This window comes from Jiella sp. M17.18, from assembly GCF_041027365.1.
Classification (GTDB): domain Bacteria; phylum Pseudomonadota; class Alphaproteobacteria; order Rhizobiales; family Rhizobiaceae; genus VKMB-3413.
In genome coordinates, this window is record NZ_JBFTEH010000005.1 from 279,587 (window position 1) to 298,066 (window position 18,480).

At 69.2% G+C, this 18,480-nt stretch carries 19 protein-coding genes; 6 read left to right on the forward strand and 13 right to left on the reverse strand.

The window, feature by feature from the left end; all coding sequences use genetic code 11:
- Window positions 1-72: 72 nt before the first annotated feature.
- From pal to ybgC, 6 genes are all read right to left on the reverse strand, one after another.
- Complete coding sequence (pal, locus tag AB5S17_RS12035; RefSeq protein ID WP_369239589.1) at window positions 73-603, reverse strand: peptidoglycan-associated lipoprotein Pal; 531 nt, start codon at window positions 601-603, stop codon at window positions 73-75.
- A 240-nt stretch (window positions 604-843) separates the two neighbouring features.
- Window positions 844-2,145, reverse strand: coding sequence for a Tol-Pal system beta propeller repeat protein TolB (gene tolB, locus AB5S17_RS12040; protein WP_369239744.1), 1,302 nt, complete (start codon window positions 2,143-2,145; stop codon window positions 844-846).
- A gap of 268 nt (window positions 2,146-2,413) precedes the next feature.
- Entirely contained in the window at window positions 2,414-3,568 is a 1,155-nt protein-coding gene (locus AB5S17_RS12045; RefSeq protein ID WP_369239591.1) for a hypothetical protein, read from the reverse strand.
- A 16-nt stretch (window positions 3,569-3,584) separates the two neighbouring features.
- Entirely contained in the window at window positions 3,585-4,034 is a 450-nt protein-coding gene (tolR, locus tag AB5S17_RS12050; protein WP_369239593.1) for a protein TolR, read from the reverse strand.
- A 42-nt stretch (window positions 4,035-4,076) separates the two neighbouring features.
- Window positions 4,077-4,796 carry a protein TolQ gene (gene tolQ, locus AB5S17_RS12055; protein ID WP_369239595.1) on the reverse strand — a complete coding sequence of 240 codons (720 nt, stop codon included), beginning with the start codon at window positions 4,794-4,796 and terminating at the stop codon, window positions 4,077-4,079.
- A 207-nt stretch (window positions 4,797-5,003) separates the two neighbouring features.
- Window positions 5,004-5,465, reverse strand: coding sequence for a tol-pal system-associated acyl-CoA thioesterase (ybgC, locus tag AB5S17_RS12060; RefSeq protein WP_369239597.1), 462 nt, complete (start codon window positions 5,463-5,465; stop codon window positions 5,004-5,006).
- Window positions 5,466-5,657: 192 nt separating this feature from the next.
- On the opposite strand from ybgC, the gene AB5S17_RS12065 reads away from it, so the two are divergent.
- Window positions 5,658-7,067 (forward strand): DUF2254 domain-containing protein, encoded by a 1,410-nt coding sequence (locus tag AB5S17_RS12065; protein ID WP_369239599.1) that lies wholly within the window; start codon window positions 5,658-5,660, stop codon window positions 7,065-7,067.
- Between the two features lie 78 nt (window positions 7,068-7,145).
- Here the strand turns inward: AB5S17_RS12065 and AB5S17_RS12070 are convergent, their stop codons facing one another.
- The 3 genes from AB5S17_RS12070 to AB5S17_RS12080 all read right to left on the reverse strand — a co-directional run bounded on the left by AB5S17_RS12070 (window position 7,146) and on the right by AB5S17_RS12080 (window position 9,764).
- The gene (locus AB5S17_RS12070; RefSeq protein WP_369239601.1) at window positions 7,146-7,556 is read right to left on the reverse strand and encodes a DUF2000 family protein; all 411 of its coding nucleotides are present in this window, start codon (window positions 7,554-7,556) and stop codon (window positions 7,146-7,148) included.
- A 38-nt stretch (window positions 7,557-7,594) separates the two neighbouring features.
- The gene (locus AB5S17_RS12075; protein WP_369239603.1) at window positions 7,595-8,437 is read right to left on the reverse strand and encodes an AraC family ligand binding domain-containing protein; all 843 of its coding nucleotides are present in this window, start codon (window positions 8,435-8,437) and stop codon (window positions 7,595-7,597) included.
- Window positions 8,438-8,513: 76 nt separating this feature from the next.
- The gene (locus AB5S17_RS12080) at window positions 8,514-9,764 is read right to left on the reverse strand and encodes an MFS transporter (RefSeq protein WP_369239605.1); all 1,251 of its coding nucleotides are present in this window, start codon (window positions 9,762-9,764) and stop codon (window positions 8,514-8,516) included.
- Between the two features lie 128 nt (window positions 9,765-9,892).
- Here AB5S17_RS12080 and AB5S17_RS12085 point away from each other — a divergent pair, with 128 nt between their 5' ends.
- Window positions 9,893-10,486: a TetR/AcrR family transcriptional regulator gene (locus tag AB5S17_RS12085; protein ID WP_369239607.1), complete on the forward strand. Its 594-nt coding sequence runs from the start codon at window positions 9,893-9,895 to the stop codon at window positions 10,484-10,486.
- 17 nt (window positions 10,487-10,503) lie between these two features.
- Here the strand turns inward: AB5S17_RS12085 and ruvB are convergent, their stop codons facing one another.
- From ruvB to ruvA, 4 genes are all read right to left on the reverse strand, one after another.
- Window positions 10,504-11,550, reverse strand: a complete 1,047-nt coding sequence (gene ruvB, locus AB5S17_RS12090) for a Holliday junction branch migration DNA helicase RuvB (RefSeq protein WP_369239609.1) — start codon at window positions 11,548-11,550, stop codon at window positions 10,504-10,506.
- A complete protein-coding gene (locus tag AB5S17_RS12095; protein ID WP_369239611.1) occupies window positions 11,547-11,945 on the reverse strand; it encodes a PIN domain-containing protein in 399 nt (132 codons plus the stop codon). The genes ruvB and AB5S17_RS12095 overlap by 4 nt, the downstream gene beginning before the upstream one ends.
- Window positions 11,932-12,222 (reverse strand): AbrB/MazE/SpoVT family DNA-binding domain-containing protein, encoded by a 291-nt coding sequence (locus AB5S17_RS12100; protein ID WP_369239613.1) that lies wholly within the window; start codon window positions 12,220-12,222, stop codon window positions 11,932-11,934. Before AB5S17_RS12100 ends, AB5S17_RS12095 begins: the two co-directional genes overlap by 14 nt.
- A gap of 63 nt (window positions 12,223-12,285) precedes the next feature.
- Window positions 12,286-12,909, reverse strand: a complete 624-nt coding sequence (ruvA, locus tag AB5S17_RS12105) for a Holliday junction branch migration protein RuvA (RefSeq protein ID WP_369239615.1) — start codon at window positions 12,907-12,909, stop codon at window positions 12,286-12,288.
- A gap of 385 nt (window positions 12,910-13,294) precedes the next feature.
- Between ruvA and AB5S17_RS12110 the strand changes: the two genes are divergently transcribed.
- From AB5S17_RS12110 to AB5S17_RS12125, 4 genes are all read left to right on the forward strand, one after another.
- Window positions 13,295-14,263 (forward strand): CHAD domain-containing protein, encoded by a 969-nt coding sequence (locus AB5S17_RS12110; protein ID WP_369239617.1) that lies wholly within the window; start codon window positions 13,295-13,297, stop codon window positions 14,261-14,263.
- A gap of 131 nt (window positions 14,264-14,394) precedes the next feature.
- Entirely contained in the window at window positions 14,395-15,603 is a 1,209-nt protein-coding gene (gene pcaF / locus AB5S17_RS12115; RefSeq protein WP_369239619.1) for a 3-oxoadipyl-CoA thiolase, read from the forward strand.
- Between the two features lie 274 nt (window positions 15,604-15,877).
- Complete coding sequence (locus AB5S17_RS12120) at window positions 15,878-16,159, forward strand: hypothetical protein (RefSeq protein ID WP_369239621.1); 282 nt, start codon at window positions 15,878-15,880, stop codon at window positions 16,157-16,159.
- 894 nt (window positions 16,160-17,053) lie between these two features.
- Window positions 17,054-18,352: a tlde1 domain-containing protein gene (locus tag AB5S17_RS12125; RefSeq protein ID WP_369239623.1), complete on the forward strand. Its 1,299-nt coding sequence runs from the start codon at window positions 17,054-17,056 to the stop codon at window positions 18,350-18,352.
- Window positions 18,353-18,480: the final 128 nt, after the last annotated feature.

Sequence of the window (18,480 nt, forward strand, 5' to 3'; positions counted from 1 at the left end):
CGCCCGCCCAAGGCTGGCGGCCGGTTCAGCGCGGCCGGCGCGAAAGCCCGCGCCGGCCGCGGAAGCGATGCCTCAGGCGCCGGCGCCGTTCAGGACGGTGACCGCGCGGCGGTTCTGCGACCAGCAGGAGATGTCGTCGCAGGTCGCGACCGGCCGCTCCTTGCCGTAGGAGATGGTGCGCATGCGGTTCGCAGCGACGCCGAGCTGTGCAAGGTAGTCGCGCGTCGCAGCGGCGCGGCGGGCGCCGAGCGCGAGGTTGTACTCGCGCGTGCCGCGCTCGTCGGCATGGCCCTCGATCGTGATCGAATAGCGCGGATAGCGGTTCAGCCACTGCGCCTGGCGCTGCAGCGTCTCCTGCGCCTTCGGGTTGATCGCGGAGGAGTCGGTGTCGAAGAAGATGCGGTCGCCGACATTGACCGTGAAGTCCTGCTGCGAGCCCGGCGTCCCGGCGCCCTGGCCGTAGGCGCCGCCGGCGCCGTTCAGGCCGAGGCCCGCGGCGTTGTCCGGCAGCATGTCCTTCTTGCTCGCGCAGCCCGCGGCGAGCAGGCTGGCCGCCAGTGCGAGTGCGATGCGGCTGTTCACCCCGATTGCGATCCGGCCCATGGCCAGCTCCTTCAAATCCGTTGGACTTCAGTTACCCGACGCTTACCATCCCGACACTTAATGCCCGGTAAAGCCGAGCAATTCTTGAAGTGATTCGAGCGACTTGGCCGGAGCGAGCGCCGCGCCCGCCCAGGGACCGGGCGGTTGCGCGGCAGAGCCGTGCTGATGCAGGCGCGCAACAGTCGGCCGGTCTTATGCGGCGAGGCTTGCGCCGGGCTGAACGGCCGCGGCGCAGGCCGCCTATTCCAGCGACGGCGACCAGGCCGGGTCGGAGGCGAAGCCGGGGGTCGGGACCTCCTGCTCGTTGTAGCCGGTCAGGTCGATCGAGTAGAGATGCGGGCCCGCGCCGCCCTTCTGGTCGCGGAAATACATCAGGACGCGGCCGTTCGGGGCCCAGGTCGGCCCCTCGTTGTGGAAGCCGGAGGTGAGGATGCGCTCCCCCGAGCCGTCCGGCCGCATCACGCCGATCTGGAACTGGTCGCCCGCCTGCTTGGTGAAGGCGATCAGGTCGCCGCGCGGCGACCAGACCGGCGTCGAATACGAGCCGTCTCCGAAGGAGATGCGCTGCTGGCCCGAGCCGTCGGCGTTCATCACGTAGAGCTGCTGGCGCCCGCCGCGGTCGGATTCGAACACGATGCGCTTGCCGTCCGGAGAATAGGACGGCGAGGTGTCGATGGCGTTCGTCGCCGTCAGCCGCGTCGTCGCCCGCGAGCGCAGATCCATCGCGTAGATGTTGGCGTTGCCGTCCTGCTGCAGGCTCATCACGACCTTCTGGCCATCCGGCGAGAAGCGCGGGGCGAAGGTCATGCCGGGGAAATTGCCGACGATCTCGCGCTGGCCGGTCTCGAGCTGCAGAAGGTAGACCCGCGGCCCCTCGCTGCCGAAGGACATGTAGGTGATCTCCTGCCGGTTCGGCGAGAAGCGCGGCGTCAGCACGAGGTCGCGCCCGTCGGTGAGATAGCGCACATTCGCCCCGTCCTGGTCCATGATGGCGAGGCGCTTGACCCGGTCGGCCTTGCTGCCGGACTCGGCGACGAAGACGATGCGGGTGTCGAAATAGCCCTTCTCCCCCGTCAGACGCTCGTAGATCGCGTCCGAGATGATATGGGCCACCCGCCGCCAGTTCTCCGGGTTGGTGTAGAACTGCTGCCCGTCGAGCTGCTGGCCCGCGAACGTGTCCCACAGCCGGAACTCCACCCGCAGCCGTCCGTCCGCCTCCGGCGAGACGCGGCCGACGACCAGCGCCTGGGCGTTGATCACCGTCCAGTCGGTGAAGGTCGGGCTGACATCGGGCGTCAGGTTCTTCTGGATGAAGGCGGACTGGTCGATCGGCGCGAACAGCCCGGACCGCTTCAGGTCGGCGCTGATCACGTCGGAGATCTGCCGCCCGACCCCGTTCTGCGACTGGAACGGGTTGATCGCGATCGGCAGGGGCTGAACATTGCCCTGCGTAATGTCGATCTCCACCTTGGCGGCGGCGGGCGCCGCAGCCAGGACGGCACCGGCAACAAGAACGGCCGCCGCGAACAGGCTCTTCATCATCGTCTGCATTCCATGACCTTCCGTTGAGGTCGGAAGGCTGGCGGCCGTTGCGGCCACCAAACCCTCTCGTAAGTAATCGGCGCGGTGTCCGGCCGCTTCGGCCGGACGCCACCCCCCGGCACCCCCTCGCCGGGCGACGCTCCGGCGCCGCCCGCCCACGGTGGTAAGCCGCAATCGGGATTTTTGATGGCGGAGCGGTACGCGGGCCCAGACAGGACCGGTCGCGGCGGATGTCCTGAAGCCCGCTCGTCGGTCCGAACGTCGGCCATCAGAACATCTGGCTCGGGTCGAAGTTGAGCACGACCTCCGACCAGGTCTCGTACTTGTCGGCCGGCAGGTTGTACGGCGCGCAGCGGCGCACCGCGCGCAGCGCCGCCTCGCCGGCGATGCGCTGCTGCATCGAGCCGCTGCCGCCGTCGACGATCACCGGCCGTCCCTGCAGCTGGCCGGACGGGTCGAGATGCATCTCGATCGAGACGCGCAGCGACCCGGCGCCCTCGACGCCGGCAGGCGGGGACCAGCATTTCTGGATCTGGCCGCGCAGCGCGTCGAGCTCGCTCTGCGACAGCTTCGCCCCGGTCGTGTGCTGCATGCCGAGCGAGGCCTGCTGCTCGGACCGCTTGGCGCCGCCGCCGGCCGACTTCTCCTTGTTGAGGAGCTGGGCGATCTTGTCGGCGTCGAACTTGCTCTCGTCGGACGTCTCGGTCTTCTTCGGCTTCGCGGGCTTGGCCGGCTTCGGCTTCTCGGCCTCGGCGACCTTGGTCTCCTTCGGCGTCTCGGCGGGCTTCGGCTCAGGAGGCGTCTCGGCCTTTTCCGGCTTCGGCGGGCTCGGCTTGTCCTGCGGGACCGGCACGTTCTTCGGCACCGGCGTCGGATCGGGCTGCTTGGCGGCGTCGGCGATCGCCTCTTCCACCGCATCGGCCTGCGCCGGCTTGACGTCCGCCGGCTTCGGCTCGGGCGGCTTCTCCGCGGGCTTGGGTTCCGGCGGCTTCGGGGTCGGCTTCGGCTCCGGCGTCTTCTCCGCCACCTTCGGCTGGGGCGGAGGCGGCGGTGTCGGCTCGGGCACGTCTTTCGGGGCCGGCGGGGTGTCGGCCGACTTTGCCGCCGCGGCCGCCTGCTCGGTCGGCTTCGGCCGCTCCACCGGCGTCGGGGGCGTCGCGAGATCGGTCTCGTTGTCGCCGATGTTCTGGGCCGGCATCGGCAGCTTCTGCGGCGTCTTCGTCTGCTTCGGCGACGGCTTGTCGGTCTTCTTGGCGTCCTTGTCGCCCGCCATCGCCTGCGACAGCGACTCCACCGGCACGAGGTCGACCGGCATCGCATCGACATTGGCGACCTGCAGCGGCGCCGGCGCGCTGAGCGACCACAGCCCCCAGGTCAGGAGGACCGCGTGCAGGACCGTGGAGACGACGACGCCGGTTCTCATGCTTGCTCGCGCGCGCTCAGGCGTTCACGTCTTGGTCGGTGACGAGGCCGATGTTCTTGAAGCCCGCGGCCGAGATGCGCGCCATCACCTTCATCACGGTGCCGTAGTCCGCGGCCTTGTCGCCGCGTACGAAGATGCGCTCCTGGTAGCCGGCCTTGGCGATCGCCTGCAGCTTCGGCACGACGTCGGCGATCGCGATCTCGCTGTCGTTGAGATAGACGTCGCCCGACGACTTCACCGAGATCGTGATCGGCTGGGTCTCCGAGTTCAGAGGCTTGGCCGCCGTCTTCGGCAGCTCGATCGGCACGCCGACGGTCAGCATCGGCGCCGCGACCATGAAGATGATCAGGAGCACCAGCATCACGTCGACCATCGGCGTGACGTTGATCTCGCTCATCGGGCGACGGCGCGCACGGCCGCGGCGCGTGCTGCGGTGCGAGCCTCCCGATCCCGTGGACATGCCCATCGTGGTCCCCTTCCCGGCCTCTGCCGGAACGACGTGTGACGCTCAGCGCTGCTGGGCCAGCTTCTCGTCGATCTGCCGCGACAAGATCGCCGAGAACTCGTCGGCGAAGGCTTCGAGCCGCATTCCGAGCTTGCCGGCATCCGACGACAGCTTGTTGTAGGCGACGACCGCGGGGATCGCCGCGACGAGACCGATGGCGGTGGCGAGCAGCGCTTCCGCGATGCCCGGCGCGACGACGGCGAGGCTCGTCTGCTGCGAGCCGGCGATCGCCTGGAACGAGGTCATGATGCCGATGACCGTGCCGAACAGGCCGATGAACGGCGCCGCCGAACCGACCGTCGCGAGGAAGCCGAGGCGCGACTCCAGCCCGTCCATCTCGCGGGCGAGCGTCACGTCCATCGCTTTCTCGATCCGTGTCTGCAGCCCGATCGGGGAGCGCGCGCCCTTTTCGAACGACTTCTTCCACTCGCGCATGGCAGCGACGAACAGCGCTCCCATGCCGGACGTGCGGCTTTCGGAGAGCGAATGGTACAGCTCTTCCAGCGACTGGCCGGACCAGAAATGGCTCTCGAACTTGTTGAGCTGGCGGTGGAAGCTGCCGTAGCGCATCGTCTTGTCGATGATGATCGCCCAGGACCAGATCGAGGCGAGGAGCAGCCCGATCATCACCAGCTTGACGATGAAGCTCGCGTGCCAGAACAGGTCCCATACCGAGATGGAACCGGCGGCAGCCAGCGTCCCCTGAACGACGTTTCCGTCCATTCCCCTCAATCCTCAAATGCGAAAATGCGCCCCGGCGATCCGCTGCCCCGAAAGCGCCCTCGCCGCCTCGCGTCCGGCACTGCCGCGGTCCGGGTGGACCATCTGCCGCCAACGCTTCCCCATCAGCGCCATGTCACAGCTGAATCAGGTGAAACAATGGCGCAATTCGCCTCGAATTGCCGTCGAGCGGACAGTGCGCCGTCATGGTTAATCCCGGGTTAAGGCCGGCTGGGCCGGCGGCGCGAGCTGCGACATCACCCCGTCAGGCATACGCATCGGCTTGCCCTGCGGCGAGATCACGGCGACCTTCACCGCCGCCTTCACGAGGTCCACGTCGTCGCGGCGGATCGTCTGGTCGAGCAGGATCCGGGCACCACCGACCATGCGCGTGCGGGTCTCGACGGTGACGACGTCGTCGATGCGGGCGGGGCGCAGGAAGTCGATCTCCATGTGCCGCACCGCGAAGGCCATCGGCGCGCCGAAGCCGCCCTCCATCAGGGTGCGATGGTCGAAGCCCTTCAGCCGCAGGAAGTCCGAGCGCCCTCGCTCCAGGAAGTGCAGATAGCGCGCGTGATAGACGACGCCGGAGAAGTCGGTGTCCTCGAAATAGATCCGCACGTCCAGTTCGTGGCCGGCCTCCGTCAGCCGACCGCTGATCGCTTCGCTCATCGCTTCCTCGCTTTCAGGCGTCCGAGGGCTCCGCCCCGCCGCTCGCTGCATGCGCACTCGCCCGCGTCCAATCCGCTTGCCGGCGCCCGATCGAACGGTGCGGCGGGCGGGCCGCTTGTGCATCCCCACCTTGTGGAAGCCCGCCTAGCCCATAGATGGCCGAACGACCAGTTGTCCGGTGGGAGTCTCCGTATGCGCGCCTTGATGCTGCAGACCTATGAGCGCATCATCGGCAGCTACTGGTTCATCCCGTCCGTCATGGCGCTCCTCGCCGGAGTCCTCGCCTTCGGCCTGATCGAGATCGACCAGTATCTTCCGCGCGACGTCTTCGGCACCAGCCCGTTCCTGTTCTCCGCCCAGCCGGACGGCGCGCGCGCCGTGCTCGGCGCCATCGGCGGCTCGATGATCACCGTCGCCGGCACCGTCTTCTCGGTGACCATGGCCACGGTGGTGTTCGCCTCCGGCACCTACGGCCCGCGGCTGCTGACCAACTTCATGCAGGATCGCGGCAACCAGGTGACACTCGGCGTCTTCGTCGCGACCTTCATCTACACCATGCTGGTCCTGCGCAGCGTGCGCGACGGCGGTCCGAACTCCGGCTACGGACCGATGTTCGTCCCCACGGTCGCGATCTATGGCGGGCTCTTCCTCGCCATCGTATCGATCGGCGTGCTGATCTACTTCATCCACCACGTCCCCTCCAACATCCACATCTCCAACGTCATCTCCGGCATCGGGGAATCGCTGCTGAAGCGGATGGACAAGGAATTCGCCAAGCGCAGCGAAGAGGAAGACGAGGACGAGGCGCAGCGGCTGTGGAACGAGGTGCCCGCCTGCTTCCGAAGCGACCGCGGCGGCGAGCGGCAGGGCGGCGGCTATGCCGAGATCGCCTGCGACCGGACCGGCTATCTCCAGATCGTCGACCGGAACTCGCTGATCAGCGCAGCCTGCGAACACGGCCTCGTGGTGCGGATGATCTGTCGGCCCGGCATGTTCGTCCATCCCGGCCGCGTGCTCTTCGACGCCTGGCCGAAAGACCGCGTCGACGACGATACGCGGGACGCCCTTTTGGCATCGATCGCGGCCGGCAGCAGCCGCTCGCCGCGCCAGGACATCAATTTCCTGTTCGACGAACTGGTCGAAATCGCCGGACGCGCGCTGTCGCCCGGCGTCAACGACCCCTATACCGCCATCACCTGCATGGACTGGCTGAAGGCCGCCTGCTGCAAGCTCGCCAGCATGAAGATGCCGAGCCGGCTGATCGGCGACGAGGAGGGAAACCTCCGGCTGATCGCCATGCGGGCGGGCTTTGCGGAATTCCTGGAAGTCGCCTTTGGCCACATCCGGCAATACGCGGCCTCGGACATGATCGCCGGCGAGCACTATCTGAACTGCCTCGCCCAGATCGCCCCGGCCTGCCGCGACGACGAGCAGCGCGAGGCCGTGCGGTTCCAGAAGACCCGCTTCCTCGGCCTGGCGCGGCTGGCGCTCGACGGCTCGGCCCTGAAGACCGTCGAGGCCGCCGGCAAGCGCGTGACCGATTGCCTCAGCGATCCAACGGGCCGCGAGGAGACGCTGGAGGTCGCAAGCCCGGCGGGATAGGCAGCCGGCTCCGTCCCCGTCTGGAGCCGCAGACGGTTCGTTCGGAAAAAGCCGGTCCCCGCCCGTCCGGATCAGGCGCTAGGGATGCATCTTCGCGCCCTTGGTCGCCTTGTCGACGTCCTTCCTCGGGCCGAACAGCGCGAGACCGACGAGGTTCGGCGCATCGGCGGGCTCGGCCTTGAAGGCTTCGCGGTTCGCGGCGTCGTGCCCGGTCGAGAACATCGCCTCGACATAGGCGGCCCGCGTCAGCCCACGCTCGACCGCCTGCCGCAACGCCCGCTGCAGGACGTCGGTCGTCGCGGCGAGGACCATGATCGGCTGGCCGAGCAGCGCGGCATGGCGCCGGCCGGCCGCGTCCTCGTAAGGCTCGCCCATCGCCTCCGGCACCGCGCCGGCGATGCCGGTCGCCAGGAACGCCGTCACGTTCAGCTTCTGCCATGCCGCCAGATCCTCGCGCACGAGGATCGCCACCTTGGTCTCGAAGACCATGCCCTGCTCCGTCCTGTTCCGGTTTCGAAGCGGCAGGACTAGCCGGCCGGCGCCCTCACGTCTGGAACGCTCGTGCAGGCGGCGCGGTAGGCGGCGGGCGTGACGCCGTAGGCACGGCGGAACCTGCGGCCGAGATGGCTCTGGTCGGCAAAGCCGCAGGCGGCGGCGACCTGCGAGGGCGCCTCGCCGGCGGCGAGTCGCCGCCGCGCCGCGATCAGCCGGATCTGCACGAGATAGGCGTGCGGGGCCGTGCCATAGGCGGCACGGAACGCCCGGGCGAGCTGGAACCGGTCCGCGGCTCCCGCCTCGCGGGCCAGGGCGTCGGCGCCGATGTCCTCGTCCAGGCATTCGTGCAGCCGCTCCCGGGCCCGGGCGGCGATGACCGGCGCGGCGAGCGGCGCCGATGGCGGCGGCGCGAAACCGAGATGGCTCTGCAGCCGCTCCACCACGCGGTCGAGCCCGGCGTCGCGGACGAGGCGCTCGGACTGCCCGAAGATGAGGTCGCAGCCGCGCCGGATCGCCCGTCCCAGCCGAGCGTCGTCCGACAGCGTCTCGCGGAACCGGCCGTCGCGGTCCCGCCCCTCACCCTGCGGCATGCGGAGAAGGGCCTGCGGCAGATAGAGCATCCGGTAGGCGAAGCCGCCCTCCGTCACCGCCTGGCCGTCATGGACCTCGCCGGGCTCGATCAGGATCACCCGGCCGCTCGTGCTCTGGCGGCGCCGGCCACGGCAGAAGAAGTCCTGGACGCCGTCATCCGTCACCCCGACCAGCCATTCGTCGTGATGGTGCAGATCGTAGGCGTGGCCGAAGAAGCGCGCGCGGATGGCCTCGACGCCGCTTCCGGCGTCGCGAACGAGGCGGATGTCGTCCTTCGGCTTCATGTCGTCTGGATACAGCGGGACCGGCCGGCGGTCACGCCGCCGGCCGATGCGGCGTTCAGCCGGCGTCCGCCCGGCGTCAGCCGTTGCCGCAGGCCGCCGCCCTTTCGGCGGGGCAAGCCGCCGGGACAGCCACCGCCCGCGGCTCGAGCCCAAACATCGAGCGCCCGGCGAAGCCGGCCGCGACGAGCAGCAGGATGCCGGCGGCATAGATGTCGGTCGTCCTCTGGATGCCGATCGCGCTGGCGAGGAAGCCGGCGACGATGGCGGGAACGCTGAAGGCGAGATAGCTCTCGACATAGAATGCCGAGAGAAGCTCCGCCCGCTGGTCGGCCGGCGCCAGCGGAACCACCGTCCCGAGGCAGCCGAGGAAGCTCGCGCCGAAGCCGATGCCGGCGATCGCCGTGCCGAGGAAGAGCACCGGCACCGAACCCGTATGGACTCCGGCGACGAGCGTGCCGATGCCGGCAACGGTCGCCGGCGCGCCGACGGTCAAAGCACGCGCCGGAGGGTATCGCCGCAGCGAAAACACCGCCGTCGCCCCGCTCAGCATCAGCGCGGCAACGACCGCGCCGCCGAGGAGTTCCGATTGCTGCCCCGTCGCCCGGACGATCAGCGAGGGCATCAGCGACAGATAGAAGCCGCCGAGCACCCAGAGCGCGACGTTGATCGGCGTGATGATCGCCATGGCCCGCCGCGCCTCCGACGGGATGCGTACCTGCGGCCGCAGGGAGGCGGCGAGCCCCGGCCTGAGCGAGGCCGTCTCGGGCATCGTTCGCAGAAGAGCGAGCTGCGCGACGACGACGGCCAGGAGCAGCGCGTAGACGAGCCGCATCGGCTCAGGTCCGAACTGCACGAGGGCACCGGTGACGAGCGCCCCCACCGTCATGCCGAGCAGCGGCGAGAGGCTGTTGACCAGCGGCCCGCGCCTTGCGTCCGCATCGGCGAGCGCGGCGCCGAGCGTGCTCGCCGCCGCCCCGGTGGCGAAACCCTGGACGAGGCGGGCCGCGAGCAGAAACCAGACATTCTCCGCAAACAGGAACAGGAGAAGGGCCACCGCCTGCACCGCCAGGGCCGCGGCGATCGCGGGCCGGCGGCCGACATGGTCGGAGATCGAGCCGACGACGAGCAACGCGGCGAGCAGGCTGAACGCATAGATCGCGAAGATCAGCGTCACGAGGAGCGGCGAGATCGCGAAGATCTCCTGGTAGAGGCGGTAGAGCGGCGTCGGCGCGGCGGAGGCCGCGAAGAACGCGCCGAGCGTCAGCCCGTAGAAGCGGAGCGCGGCCGGATGCGCAGCGGCGGAGGTGGTTGCGGAAGGGGTGGACATGCGCCTATCTTCCTTAAAGCGAATTCTTTGCGTTCTCCATCTAGCGCCCCTCCGGCCTAAACGCAAATATTTTGCGATAACAAAATTCGGCGCCCCGTGCTTCGGGCTCGTCCGAGGGAGTGGAAGCCATGTCACCGAAGCCCGTGAGCCGGCCGGGCGGCCGTAGCGCCAGGGTCCAGGCCGCAGTCCACGCGGCCGTGCGATCGCTGCTCGCCGAGGTCGATCGCTCGGAGATCACCATTCCGGCCATCGCCGATCGCGCCAAGGTGACGCCCTCGACCATCTATCGCCGCTGGGGCGACCTGGCCGAGCTCTTGGCGGATGTCGCCATGGAGCGCATCCGGCCCGACGGCGAGCCGCAGGACACCGGTTCGGCCAAGAGCGATCTCGCCGCCTGGGCGGAGCAATATGCTGAGGAGATGGCGAGCGATGTCGGGCGCCAGATGTATCGCGACATCCTCGCGAGCCGTTCGGGCGCCAACATCCCGGGCCAATGCTGCGACATCGTGCGCCGGCAGATGCTGACGCTCGCCGAACGCGCCGCCGGACGCAGCGAAGCCTTTCCCGATCTGGAGGCGATCATGGACGGCGTCGTTGCGCCGATCGTCTACCGCATCCTCTTCGCCGAACCGCCCTCGCAGGAGCACTGCCGGGCACTGGTGGAGGCGCTGTTCGCGGAGCGCCGGAGGCGGGACGGCGGCGTGTCGCGCGACGCCGCCTGAGCGCCGGCGCGCCGCACTCAGCCCTCGCCGCCCTCCTCGAACAGGCTCGACTGCACGCCTTGGTAGGTGCTCGGCACGGCGAGCCCCAGATGGCGGAAGGCATGCTGGGTCAGCAGCCGGCCGCGCGGCGTGCGCTGCAGGAAGCCCTGCTGCAGGAGATAGGGCTCGACGATGTCCTCGATGGCGTCGCGCGGCTCCGACAGTGCCGCGGCGATCGTCTCGATGCCGACGGGGCCGCCGCCGAAGTTCAGCGCGATGAGGTCGAGATAGCGCCGGTCGAGCTGGTCGAGGCCGAGGCTGTCGACCTCGAGCCGCGACAGCGCTTCGTCGGCGACGCGGCGGTTCACCGTCTCGGCGCCCGCGACATGGGCGAAGTCGCGCACCCGGCGCAGGAGCCGGCCGGCGATGCGCGGCGTGCCCCGCGCCCGGCGGGCGATCTCCCTGGCGCCGTCCTCGCTCATCGGCTGGCTCATCAGCCGCGCGCCGCGGGTGACGATCTGCTCCAGTTCCTCGACCGTATAGAAGTTGAGGCGCACCGGGATGCCGAAGCGGTCGCGCAGCGGCGTCGTCAAGAGGCCGAGGCGCGTCGTCGCGGCGACGAGGGTGAACTTCGACAGGTCGATCTTCACCGAGCGCGCCGCCGGCCCCTCGCCGATGATGAGGTCGAGCTGGAAGTCCTCCATCGCGGGGTAGAGGATTTCCTCCACCGCCGGCGACAGGCGGTGGATCTCGTCGATGAACAGGACGTCGCGCTCCTCCAGATTGGTGAGCAGCGCGGCGAGATCGCCGGCCTTGGCGATCACCGGGCCGGAGGTCGAGCGGAAGTTGACGCCGAGCTCCTTCGCCATGATCTGCGCGAGCGTCGTCTTGCCGAGGCCGGGCGGCCCGACGAAGAGCACGTGGTCGAGCGCCTCGCCGCGCGCCTTCGCCGCCTCGATGAAGACCTTCAGATTGGCGCGGGCCGCGGCCTGGCCGACGAACTCGTCGAGCCGCTGCGGTCGCAGCGTCGCATCGACGTCCTCGCCGCGTTTGTCAGCCGACATCAGGCGCGCGGTCTCGCTCATGCGAGGAGTTCCATACCGGAAATGTCCCGAGCGGCCTTCTGGTCGAAGGTGACAGTGTGCATGCATCCGGCGCGACGGCTGGCGCGAGCGATCAGATAGTCCGAGATGCCGGCTTTGACTTTCTCCCGATCCGCGAACAGATCCTGCAGATAATCCCTGTCCTCGAACCGAATTTCCTCAAGCGACAACAAGTTCAAGAACGCGGTGGCAACGGCTTCGGACCGAACTTTTGCGACCTGCCGAAGGTACCAGACTGCTTCTATCAAGACGACAATCGACACAAACGCCGGCTCGGCCCTCGTTCTTGCAGTAAAGAATTCGGCAGCCCGATCATGCTGCGCGGGGTCGTCCGCCAGGATGAAACGAAGCAGGACGTTCGTATCAACTCCGATCATCACGCGCTTCGTTCCACTCGCGCTTGATCCGCTCGTCGTCGTCCGCCACCGCTTCTGCAATGGCATCATCCATTTCCCCGACCGTCAGGGCACGTCCCAGTGGATTTCCGAGGAATCCTGCAAGATCCGCAATCCGAAGGCGACGTGGCGTCAGAACAACGGATCCGTCGACCACGGAGACATCGCACCGCGTCCCTGCGTGCAGTGCAAGTTGCTCCCGGATTTCCTTTGGGATCGTCATCTGCCCCTTCGAGGTCATCGTCGTCACCGCGGACATATCCTTACCTCCAAGCAACTCCTTACGAGCGAAGATAGTAAGGAATGCGCCTCACGTCCATCGTCAATTCCGGCTCAGCGCCTTCAGTCCCAGCCGGATCAGCTTGGCGCTCTCGGCGCCTTCGCCGGCCTCCTTGACCGCTGCCGCGACGGCGTTCGCCGCCTGGTCGCGGGAATAGCCGAGATTGACGAGGGCCGAGACGGCGTCGGCGACCGGCGCTGCGGCGGTGCCCCCGCCGATGTCGCGCTTCAGGCCGAAGCTCTCCTCGGCGCCAGCTCCGGAGAAGGCGGGAACCTTGTCCTTCAGCTCCGCGACGATGCGCGCCGCGACCCTCGGGCCGACGCCCGGGGCGCGGGCCACCATCGCCTTGTCCTGCAGCGCGACGGCGTTGGCGAGGTCGCCGGGGGACAGCGTGCCGACCACCGCCAGCGCCACCTTGGCGCCGACGCCCTGGACGGTCTGCAGCAGGCGGAACCAGTCCCGCTCGGCCGCCGACGGGAAGCCGTAGAGACGGATCGCGTCCTCGCGCACCACCGTCTCGATGAACAGGATGGCCGCCTCGCCCACGCCAGGCAGCGCCGCCAGCGTCCGCGCCCCGCAGAAGGCGACGTAGCCGACGCCATGGACGTCGACGACGGCATGGTCCTCGCCGATCTCGTCGATCGTGCCCTTCAGCTTGCCGATCATCGGTTCCGCCGCGCCGCGCCGCGTCTCGACGCGATGGAGGTGCGCTCCCCGTCCGCCACTGCTTTCCGATCGTCGTTCAAGGCCTTGCCCATCGCTCCTGCGCCCAGCGGCGTTCCGTCGAACCGCCACGCGGTCCTGAAGCCGGGGTAATGCAGAGGCAGGAACAGGTCAAGAACATGCAGGCCGCCGGCGGACCGCCGCGCCCGGTCATCGTCAGGGCGGAGCTGAGGGACGCGGGATTCCCCGACATGTCTGACCGAGTTCCGGCGAGGGTCGAGATCCCCGGCATGAAGGCTGCGGACCCGAAAGCGGTCCCGAACACGGCGGCTTGCGGTCGCGTCCGCCGCAACCACATTTCGCCGCAAGCACAGGAGACGCCGACCGCATGGCCTACGAGATCGACCCGACCCAGCCGTTGGACGAGGAAATCCGCCGCATTGCGAAGGAGCAGATCCGCAAGATCGAAAAGAGCCTCGGCGAGGGAGGCGAGGACCCGCACGAGGCCATCCACGACGCGCGCAAGCGGTTCAAGAAGCTGCGCGGCCTGATCCGGCTGGTGAAGGATGCGGACGCCGACTTCTATGACGCGGAGAACGCGCAGTTCCGCGACACCGCCCGCGAACTCTCGGTCGTCCGCGACAAGGCGGCGCTGGTGGAGGCGGTGGACGCGCTCGGCGAGCGGTTCAAGGACGAGGTGAAGGTCGCGCCGTTCCGCACGGTCCGCGATCGCCTGGTCGCGCAGCGCGATGCCGCCGCAGCCGAAGAAGGCGATCTGGCACCGACGCTTGCCCGGGTGCGCGAGGTCCTTCGGGACGCGCGCGAGCGGCTGGATCGGCTGACGTTTCCCAAGCGGGCCGATCCCGCCAAGATCGTCGCTGCGGGAATCGCCCGGACCCACCGCCGCGGCCGCAAGGCGCTGCGGCTCACCGAGAAGCAGCCACAGGCGGAGATCTTTCACGATCTGCGCAAGCGCGCGAAATACGCCTCGATGCATTTCCGCCTGATCGCGCCGCTCTGGCCGGAGGTGTTCCGGCCGATGGCGGAAGCCGCCAAGGGCATCGGCGACGATCTCGGCCTCGACCACGACTATGCGGTCTTCCGAGCGGCCCTTGCCGCCGATCCCAAGACCTTCGGCTCGCACGAGGAACTGACCGTGGTGCTCGGCCTGATGGACCGGCGGCAGAGCGAACTCCGCCAGAGCGCACGCGATGCCGCGCGCCGTCTCTACGCCGAGACCCCGGACGCGCTGGAAGGGCGCGTGCGGCGCCTTTACCGGGCGCGTCGGACCGTCGCGGCGCGGACGGCCGCGGCGCCCGTCCCTGCGCCGGGCGATGACGACCACAGCATCGGGTGACGGGCTCGGCCCCAGGCACCGGTGCCTGCCAGCCGCGCGCCTCCGCCGCGCCGGCATCCTCGGCGGGCATTTTCTTTTGCCGGCGGTCGCGCCATAACGCGGCCGACTGATCATTCGGGGACAGCGACATCATGGCCGACGCCTTCATCTGCGATTACATCCGCACCCCCTTCGGACGCTTCGCCGGCGCCCTCGCCTCGGTGCGCGCGGACGATCTCGGCGCGGTTCCGATCAGGGCGCTGATGGAGCGGAACGCCTCGGTCGATTGGGAAGCGGTGGAAGAGGTGTTCTACGGCTGCGCCAACCAGGCGGGCGAGGACAACCGCAACGTCGCACGCATGTCCGCCCTCCTCGCCGGCCTGCCGGTCAGCGTCCCCGGCGTGACGCTGAACCGCCTCTGCGGCTCCGGGATGGACGCGGTCGTCACGGCCGCCCGGGCCATTCGCGCCGGCGAGATCGAGCTCGCCATCGCCGGCGGCGTCGAATCGATGTCCCGGGCGCCCTTCGTCATGCCGAAGGCCGAGACGGCCTATTCCCGCGACGCCTCGATCTACGACACGACCATCGGCTGGCGCTTCGTCAATCCGGTCATGAAGAGCCAGTACGGCGTCGATTCCATGCCGGAGACCGGCGAGAACGTCGCCGCCGACTTCGCCGTCTCGCGCGCGGACCAGGACGCCTTCGCGCTGCGCTCGCAACAGAAGACGGCAGCGGCTCAAGCGTCCGGCCGGCTCGCCAAGGAGATCGCGCCCGTCACCATTCCGCAGCGCAAGGGCGATCCGCGCATCGTCGACACCGACGAGCATCCGCGCGGCGACACCACGCTGGAGAAGCTCGCCCGGCTTCCGACGCCCTTCCGCAAGGAGGGCGGCTCGGTCACCGCGGGCAACGCCTCGGGCGTCAACGACGGCGCGGCGGCGCTCATCGTCGCCAGCGAGGCGGCGGCCAGGCGCTTCGGACTGACGCCGATCGCGCGCATTCTCGGCGGTGCGACCGCCGGCGTTCCGCCCCGGATCATGGGCATGGGCCCGGCGCCCGCCTCGAAGAAGCTCTGCGAGCGGCTCGGCCTGAAGCCGAGCGACTTCGATGTCGTCGAACTGAACGAGGCCTTCGCCAGCCAGGGGATCGCGGTGCTCCGCGATCTCGGCATCGCCGAGGACGCCGCCCATGTGAACCCGAACGGCGGCGCCATCGCCATCGGCCACCCGCTCGGCGCTTCGGGGGCGCGCATCACCGGCACGGCGGCGCTGGAACTCGCCGAGACCGGCAAGCGCCTCGCGCTCGCGACCATGTGCATCGGCGTCGGCCAGGGGATCGCCGTGGCGATGGAACGCGTCTGATCCGAGCCGGACGGCCGGACATCGGCGCCGGCGTTCCCGCTACCGCGGCGCTCGGTCCGGCGCCGGGGAGGCGCGTAGGGACGCCGCCGGGTTCGGCGGAGTCAATGCTGCCGCAATCGGTCGGTAGGCCGGCGACGCGGGCGGAGGGGACGTCTCCGCCCGGACGGCCCGCGCAGCATACCGGCGCGAGCGATCTGCGGCGAAATTCACAATCTTGAATGCGGCATGAACCCGCGACCTGCATGAGGCTGCAGTCGAGGGACGAGGGAATCAGATGGACAGGACGTTGAGGGAAGTGGTGAAGTCGCACGTGGCGCGCGCGGGCAGCGGGTCGTTCATCGACGTGCCGGAACTCGCCGACCGCATCGGCCGCAAACTCGGCTACGACGGATCCGCGCGCCGGCTGATGCTCATCCGTCTGATCATGAGCGAATGTGCTGCCGCCGGTCTCGCCATGCGCCTCGACGACGAGGCGGCCGCGCAGCGGCGGGAGCCGACACAGGAGCCGGGCGCCCAGAGCGTGGAAGAGGCGCCCTTCACCGCCAAGGCGAGCTAGGGCATTCGCCCGGCCTCTCGGCCTGACGGTCCGACGCCCCCGACCTCCGCAGGATCGACGGCAGCTTCCCGGACCCGCCTCGTCGGACTTGCTCTGCCGGCCATGATGCCACCGCCTCGCCGAGGCCGATCTGGGCGCGGCGCGTCGCCGGCTGCCGTCGGTGCGGCCGCGCCATCTTCGGCGGCATCTCTGCGAATTTCAGGTCGCGGCCATCGATATCGCGCCGAAGTCAAAAGGCGCCTGACGGCGTTCCCGCACCCCGCCTCGGCCGAGCGATCGCGGGATGTCCTGCCCGCGGCTCTTGGCTCATCCCGCCGCCTCGCGGCGTGCCCACGTCAATCCTCTCAGGCTCTTAGCCGAACCGGAGCGGCTTCTTCCCCTCGGGCATGTGGGCCCGCCGCGGCCAAGCCCTCCCGCTAAGCTGGCGCTCTCTTCACGCTTACTTAACGCTTTGCGGCCGTGCGAAGACGGTTGCACGCCTCGAATCTTTTGCGGAAGAATAACGGCGGATTCCATGAGATCGACATAAAGGCACTGCTTCGTAGCGGGGTCAGCCGATCGGACCGAAGGACGGATCGACCTGCTGAAAGGAATTGGTTACCAAGATTTGTCATACTCAATGGCAGCGATCGGACCGGCCGGCAGGGTGATGCCGGACACGTGCCGAGGGGACTCGCAGCGAAATTGATCTGAGCGTCGCGACAGGGGAAGCGATTGACTGCAGCAAATCTCGAGGGGGCGCGGCCGGACGCACGCAAGACTTCGCGCAAAGCGCGAAGCGCGTCACGGCATGCTGCTTGGATCGGCGTTGCGGTGTTTTCGGCAACGACCGTCCTGACGACAAGCCATGCTTCGCATCCAGAGCGCGGAGCGGACGAAATCCCGCAGGGCGTCATGCTGGCGCAGGCCGAAGCTCCGTCGGCGACGACGGGTTCGGCGGGCCGGTGGGGCGTTGCCGAGGCCGACCGCAGCTCGCGCGTCTTCCATTCGGCCGATCTCGCCGAGCGCGGCGGTCGCGTCTTCAGCCGACCGGCCGCTCCCGAGCGGCAGGTGGCGAGCGCGAAAGGGCCGGGCAGAGCCGGCGCGCGTAGCCGTGGCCCGCTGCTCCAGAGCGTCGCATACGCGCCCGAGACAGCGACGCCGCCGAGCACGGCTCTGCTCAATGCGCGGCTGACGGCCGGCGGATCCGAGAAGGCCGTCGCGGCGGCCAGCCTCTTCGCCAAGATCGTTCCGACACCGTCCGATCCGCCGCAGGCCAAGGAGGCGGTGCAGGTCGCTTCACTGGATCCTCGTCCGGGTCTCGGCGCCGACGCATCCTCCGACGAGGTGGCGCCTCTCGCCATGCTTCCGACGGATGGAAACGTTCCCGTGCCGTCCTTCCGCAGCTCGATCTCGTCCGAGATACAGGCCGAAGTCGCAGAGCCGGCAGAAAACCGCCCGTCCGAGCCGGACTCGCTTCCGCCCGGACCTTCCGCGGTCGCGGTTCCGTCCGAACGCCCGGAAGCGCCGCCACAGCGGCCGGTGCGTGTCGCGAGCCTGGAGCCGCAGGACGTGGCGCCGCCCCGCAGCGTGCCGCAGCCGAATGCGGTCGCCGCGATCGAGGCGCCCCGGCCCGAGAAGCGGCCGGTGCAGAAGCCCACCCCGGTCGTCGCCTATGCCCGGCCGGACGCCGGCGCCGCCGCGGCTCCGCAGGACAGCGGCCAGTCCGGCATCGGAAGCTTCTTCCACCGCCTGTTCCACGCCAATGGCGGCTCGTCCTCCCTGCCCGGCCCGGGCAGCCGCGTCGCCGTGTACGACATCTCTTCGGCGACGGTGTACCTGCCGGGAGACGGGCGCCTGGAAGCGCATTCCGGGCTCGGCCAGATGCAGGACAACCCGCGCTACGTGAACCAGAAGAACCGCGGGCCGACGCCGCCGAACATTTACAACCTCGTCCTGCGCGAGAGCCGCTTCCACGGCGCCGAGGCGATCCGGCTGCTTCCGGCCGACGGCCGCAAGAAGTTCAATCGCGACGGGCTGCTGGCCCATCCCTACATGTATATCGGCCCGGGCAACGACCGCTCCCAGTCGAACGGCTGCGTCGTCTTCAAGAACTACGCGCGCTTTCTCCAGGCCTTCAAGCAGGGCCGCGTGAAGCAGATGATCGTGGTCAAGACGCTCGACGATCTGCCGACCTACATGGCCGCCCTGTAAGGCCAGCCTCAGCGACGCGTTCTGGAACGGCGGCTCCGGTAACCGGGGGCGCCGTTCGCGCATTCTGATCCTGCGCTTCCCGCCCTGCGACCGCTTCCCCTTCACGGAGCTGTCATGCAGGGCTGCTA

Coding starts and splice junctions, on each gene's coding strand:
- pal (WP_369239589.1), bottom strand. CDS start 603: ATGGGCCGGATCGCAATCGGGGTGAACAGCCGCATCGCACTCGCACTG.
- tolB (WP_369239744.1), bottom strand. CDS start 2,145: ATGATGAAGAGCCTGTTCGCGGCGGCCGTTCTTGTTGCCGGTGCCGTC.
- AB5S17_RS12045 (WP_369239591.1), bottom strand. CDS start 3,568: ATGAGAACCGGCGTCGTCGTCTCCACGGTCCTGCACGCGGTCCTCCTG.
- tolR (WP_369239593.1), bottom strand. CDS start 4,034: ATGGGCATGTCCACGGGATCGGGAGGCTCGCACCGCAGCACGCGCCGC.
- tolQ (WP_369239595.1), bottom strand. CDS start 4,796: ATGGACGGAAACGTCGTTCAGGGGACGCTGGCTGCCGCCGGTTCCATC.
- ybgC (WP_369239597.1), bottom strand. CDS start 5,465: ATGAGCGAAGCGATCAGCGGTCGGCTGACGGAGGCCGGCCACGAACTG.
- AB5S17_RS12065 (WP_369239599.1), top strand. CDS start 5,658: ATGCGCGCCTTGATGCTGCAGACCTATGAGCGCATCATCGGCAGCTAC.
- AB5S17_RS12070 (WP_369239601.1), bottom strand. CDS start 7,556: ATGGTCTTCGAGACCAAGGTGGCGATCCTCGTGCGCGAGGATCTGGCG.
- AB5S17_RS12075 (WP_369239603.1), bottom strand. CDS start 8,437: ATGAAGCCGAAGGACGACATCCGCCTCGTTCGCGACGCCGGAAGCGGC.
- AB5S17_RS12080 (WP_369239605.1), bottom strand. CDS start 9,764: ATGTCCACCCCTTCCGCAACCACCTCCGCCGCTGCGCATCCGGCCGCG.
- AB5S17_RS12085 (WP_369239607.1), top strand. CDS start 9,893: ATGTCACCGAAGCCCGTGAGCCGGCCGGGCGGCCGTAGCGCCAGGGTC.
- ruvB (WP_369239609.1), bottom strand. CDS start 11,550: ATGAGCGAGACCGCGCGCCTGATGTCGGCTGACAAACGCGGCGAGGAC.
- AB5S17_RS12095 (WP_369239611.1), bottom strand. CDS start 11,945: ATGATCGGAGTTGATACGAACGTCCTGCTTCGTTTCATCCTGGCGGAC.
- AB5S17_RS12100 (WP_369239613.1), bottom strand. CDS start 12,222: ATGTCCGCGGTGACGACGATGACCTCGAAGGGGCAGATGACGATCCCA.
- ruvA (WP_369239615.1), bottom strand. CDS start 12,909: ATGATCGGCAAGCTGAAGGGCACGATCGACGAGATCGGCGAGGACCAT.
- AB5S17_RS12110 (WP_369239617.1), top strand. CDS start 13,295: ATGGCCTACGAGATCGACCCGACCCAGCCGTTGGACGAGGAAATCCGC.
- pcaF (WP_369239619.1), top strand. CDS start 14,395: ATGGCCGACGCCTTCATCTGCGATTACATCCGCACCCCCTTCGGACGC.
- AB5S17_RS12120 (WP_369239621.1), top strand. CDS start 15,878: ATGGACAGGACGTTGAGGGAAGTGGTGAAGTCGCACGTGGCGCGCGCG.
- AB5S17_RS12125 (WP_369239623.1), top strand. CDS start 17,054: ATGCTGGCGCAGGCCGAAGCTCCGTCGGCGACGACGGGTTCGGCGGGC.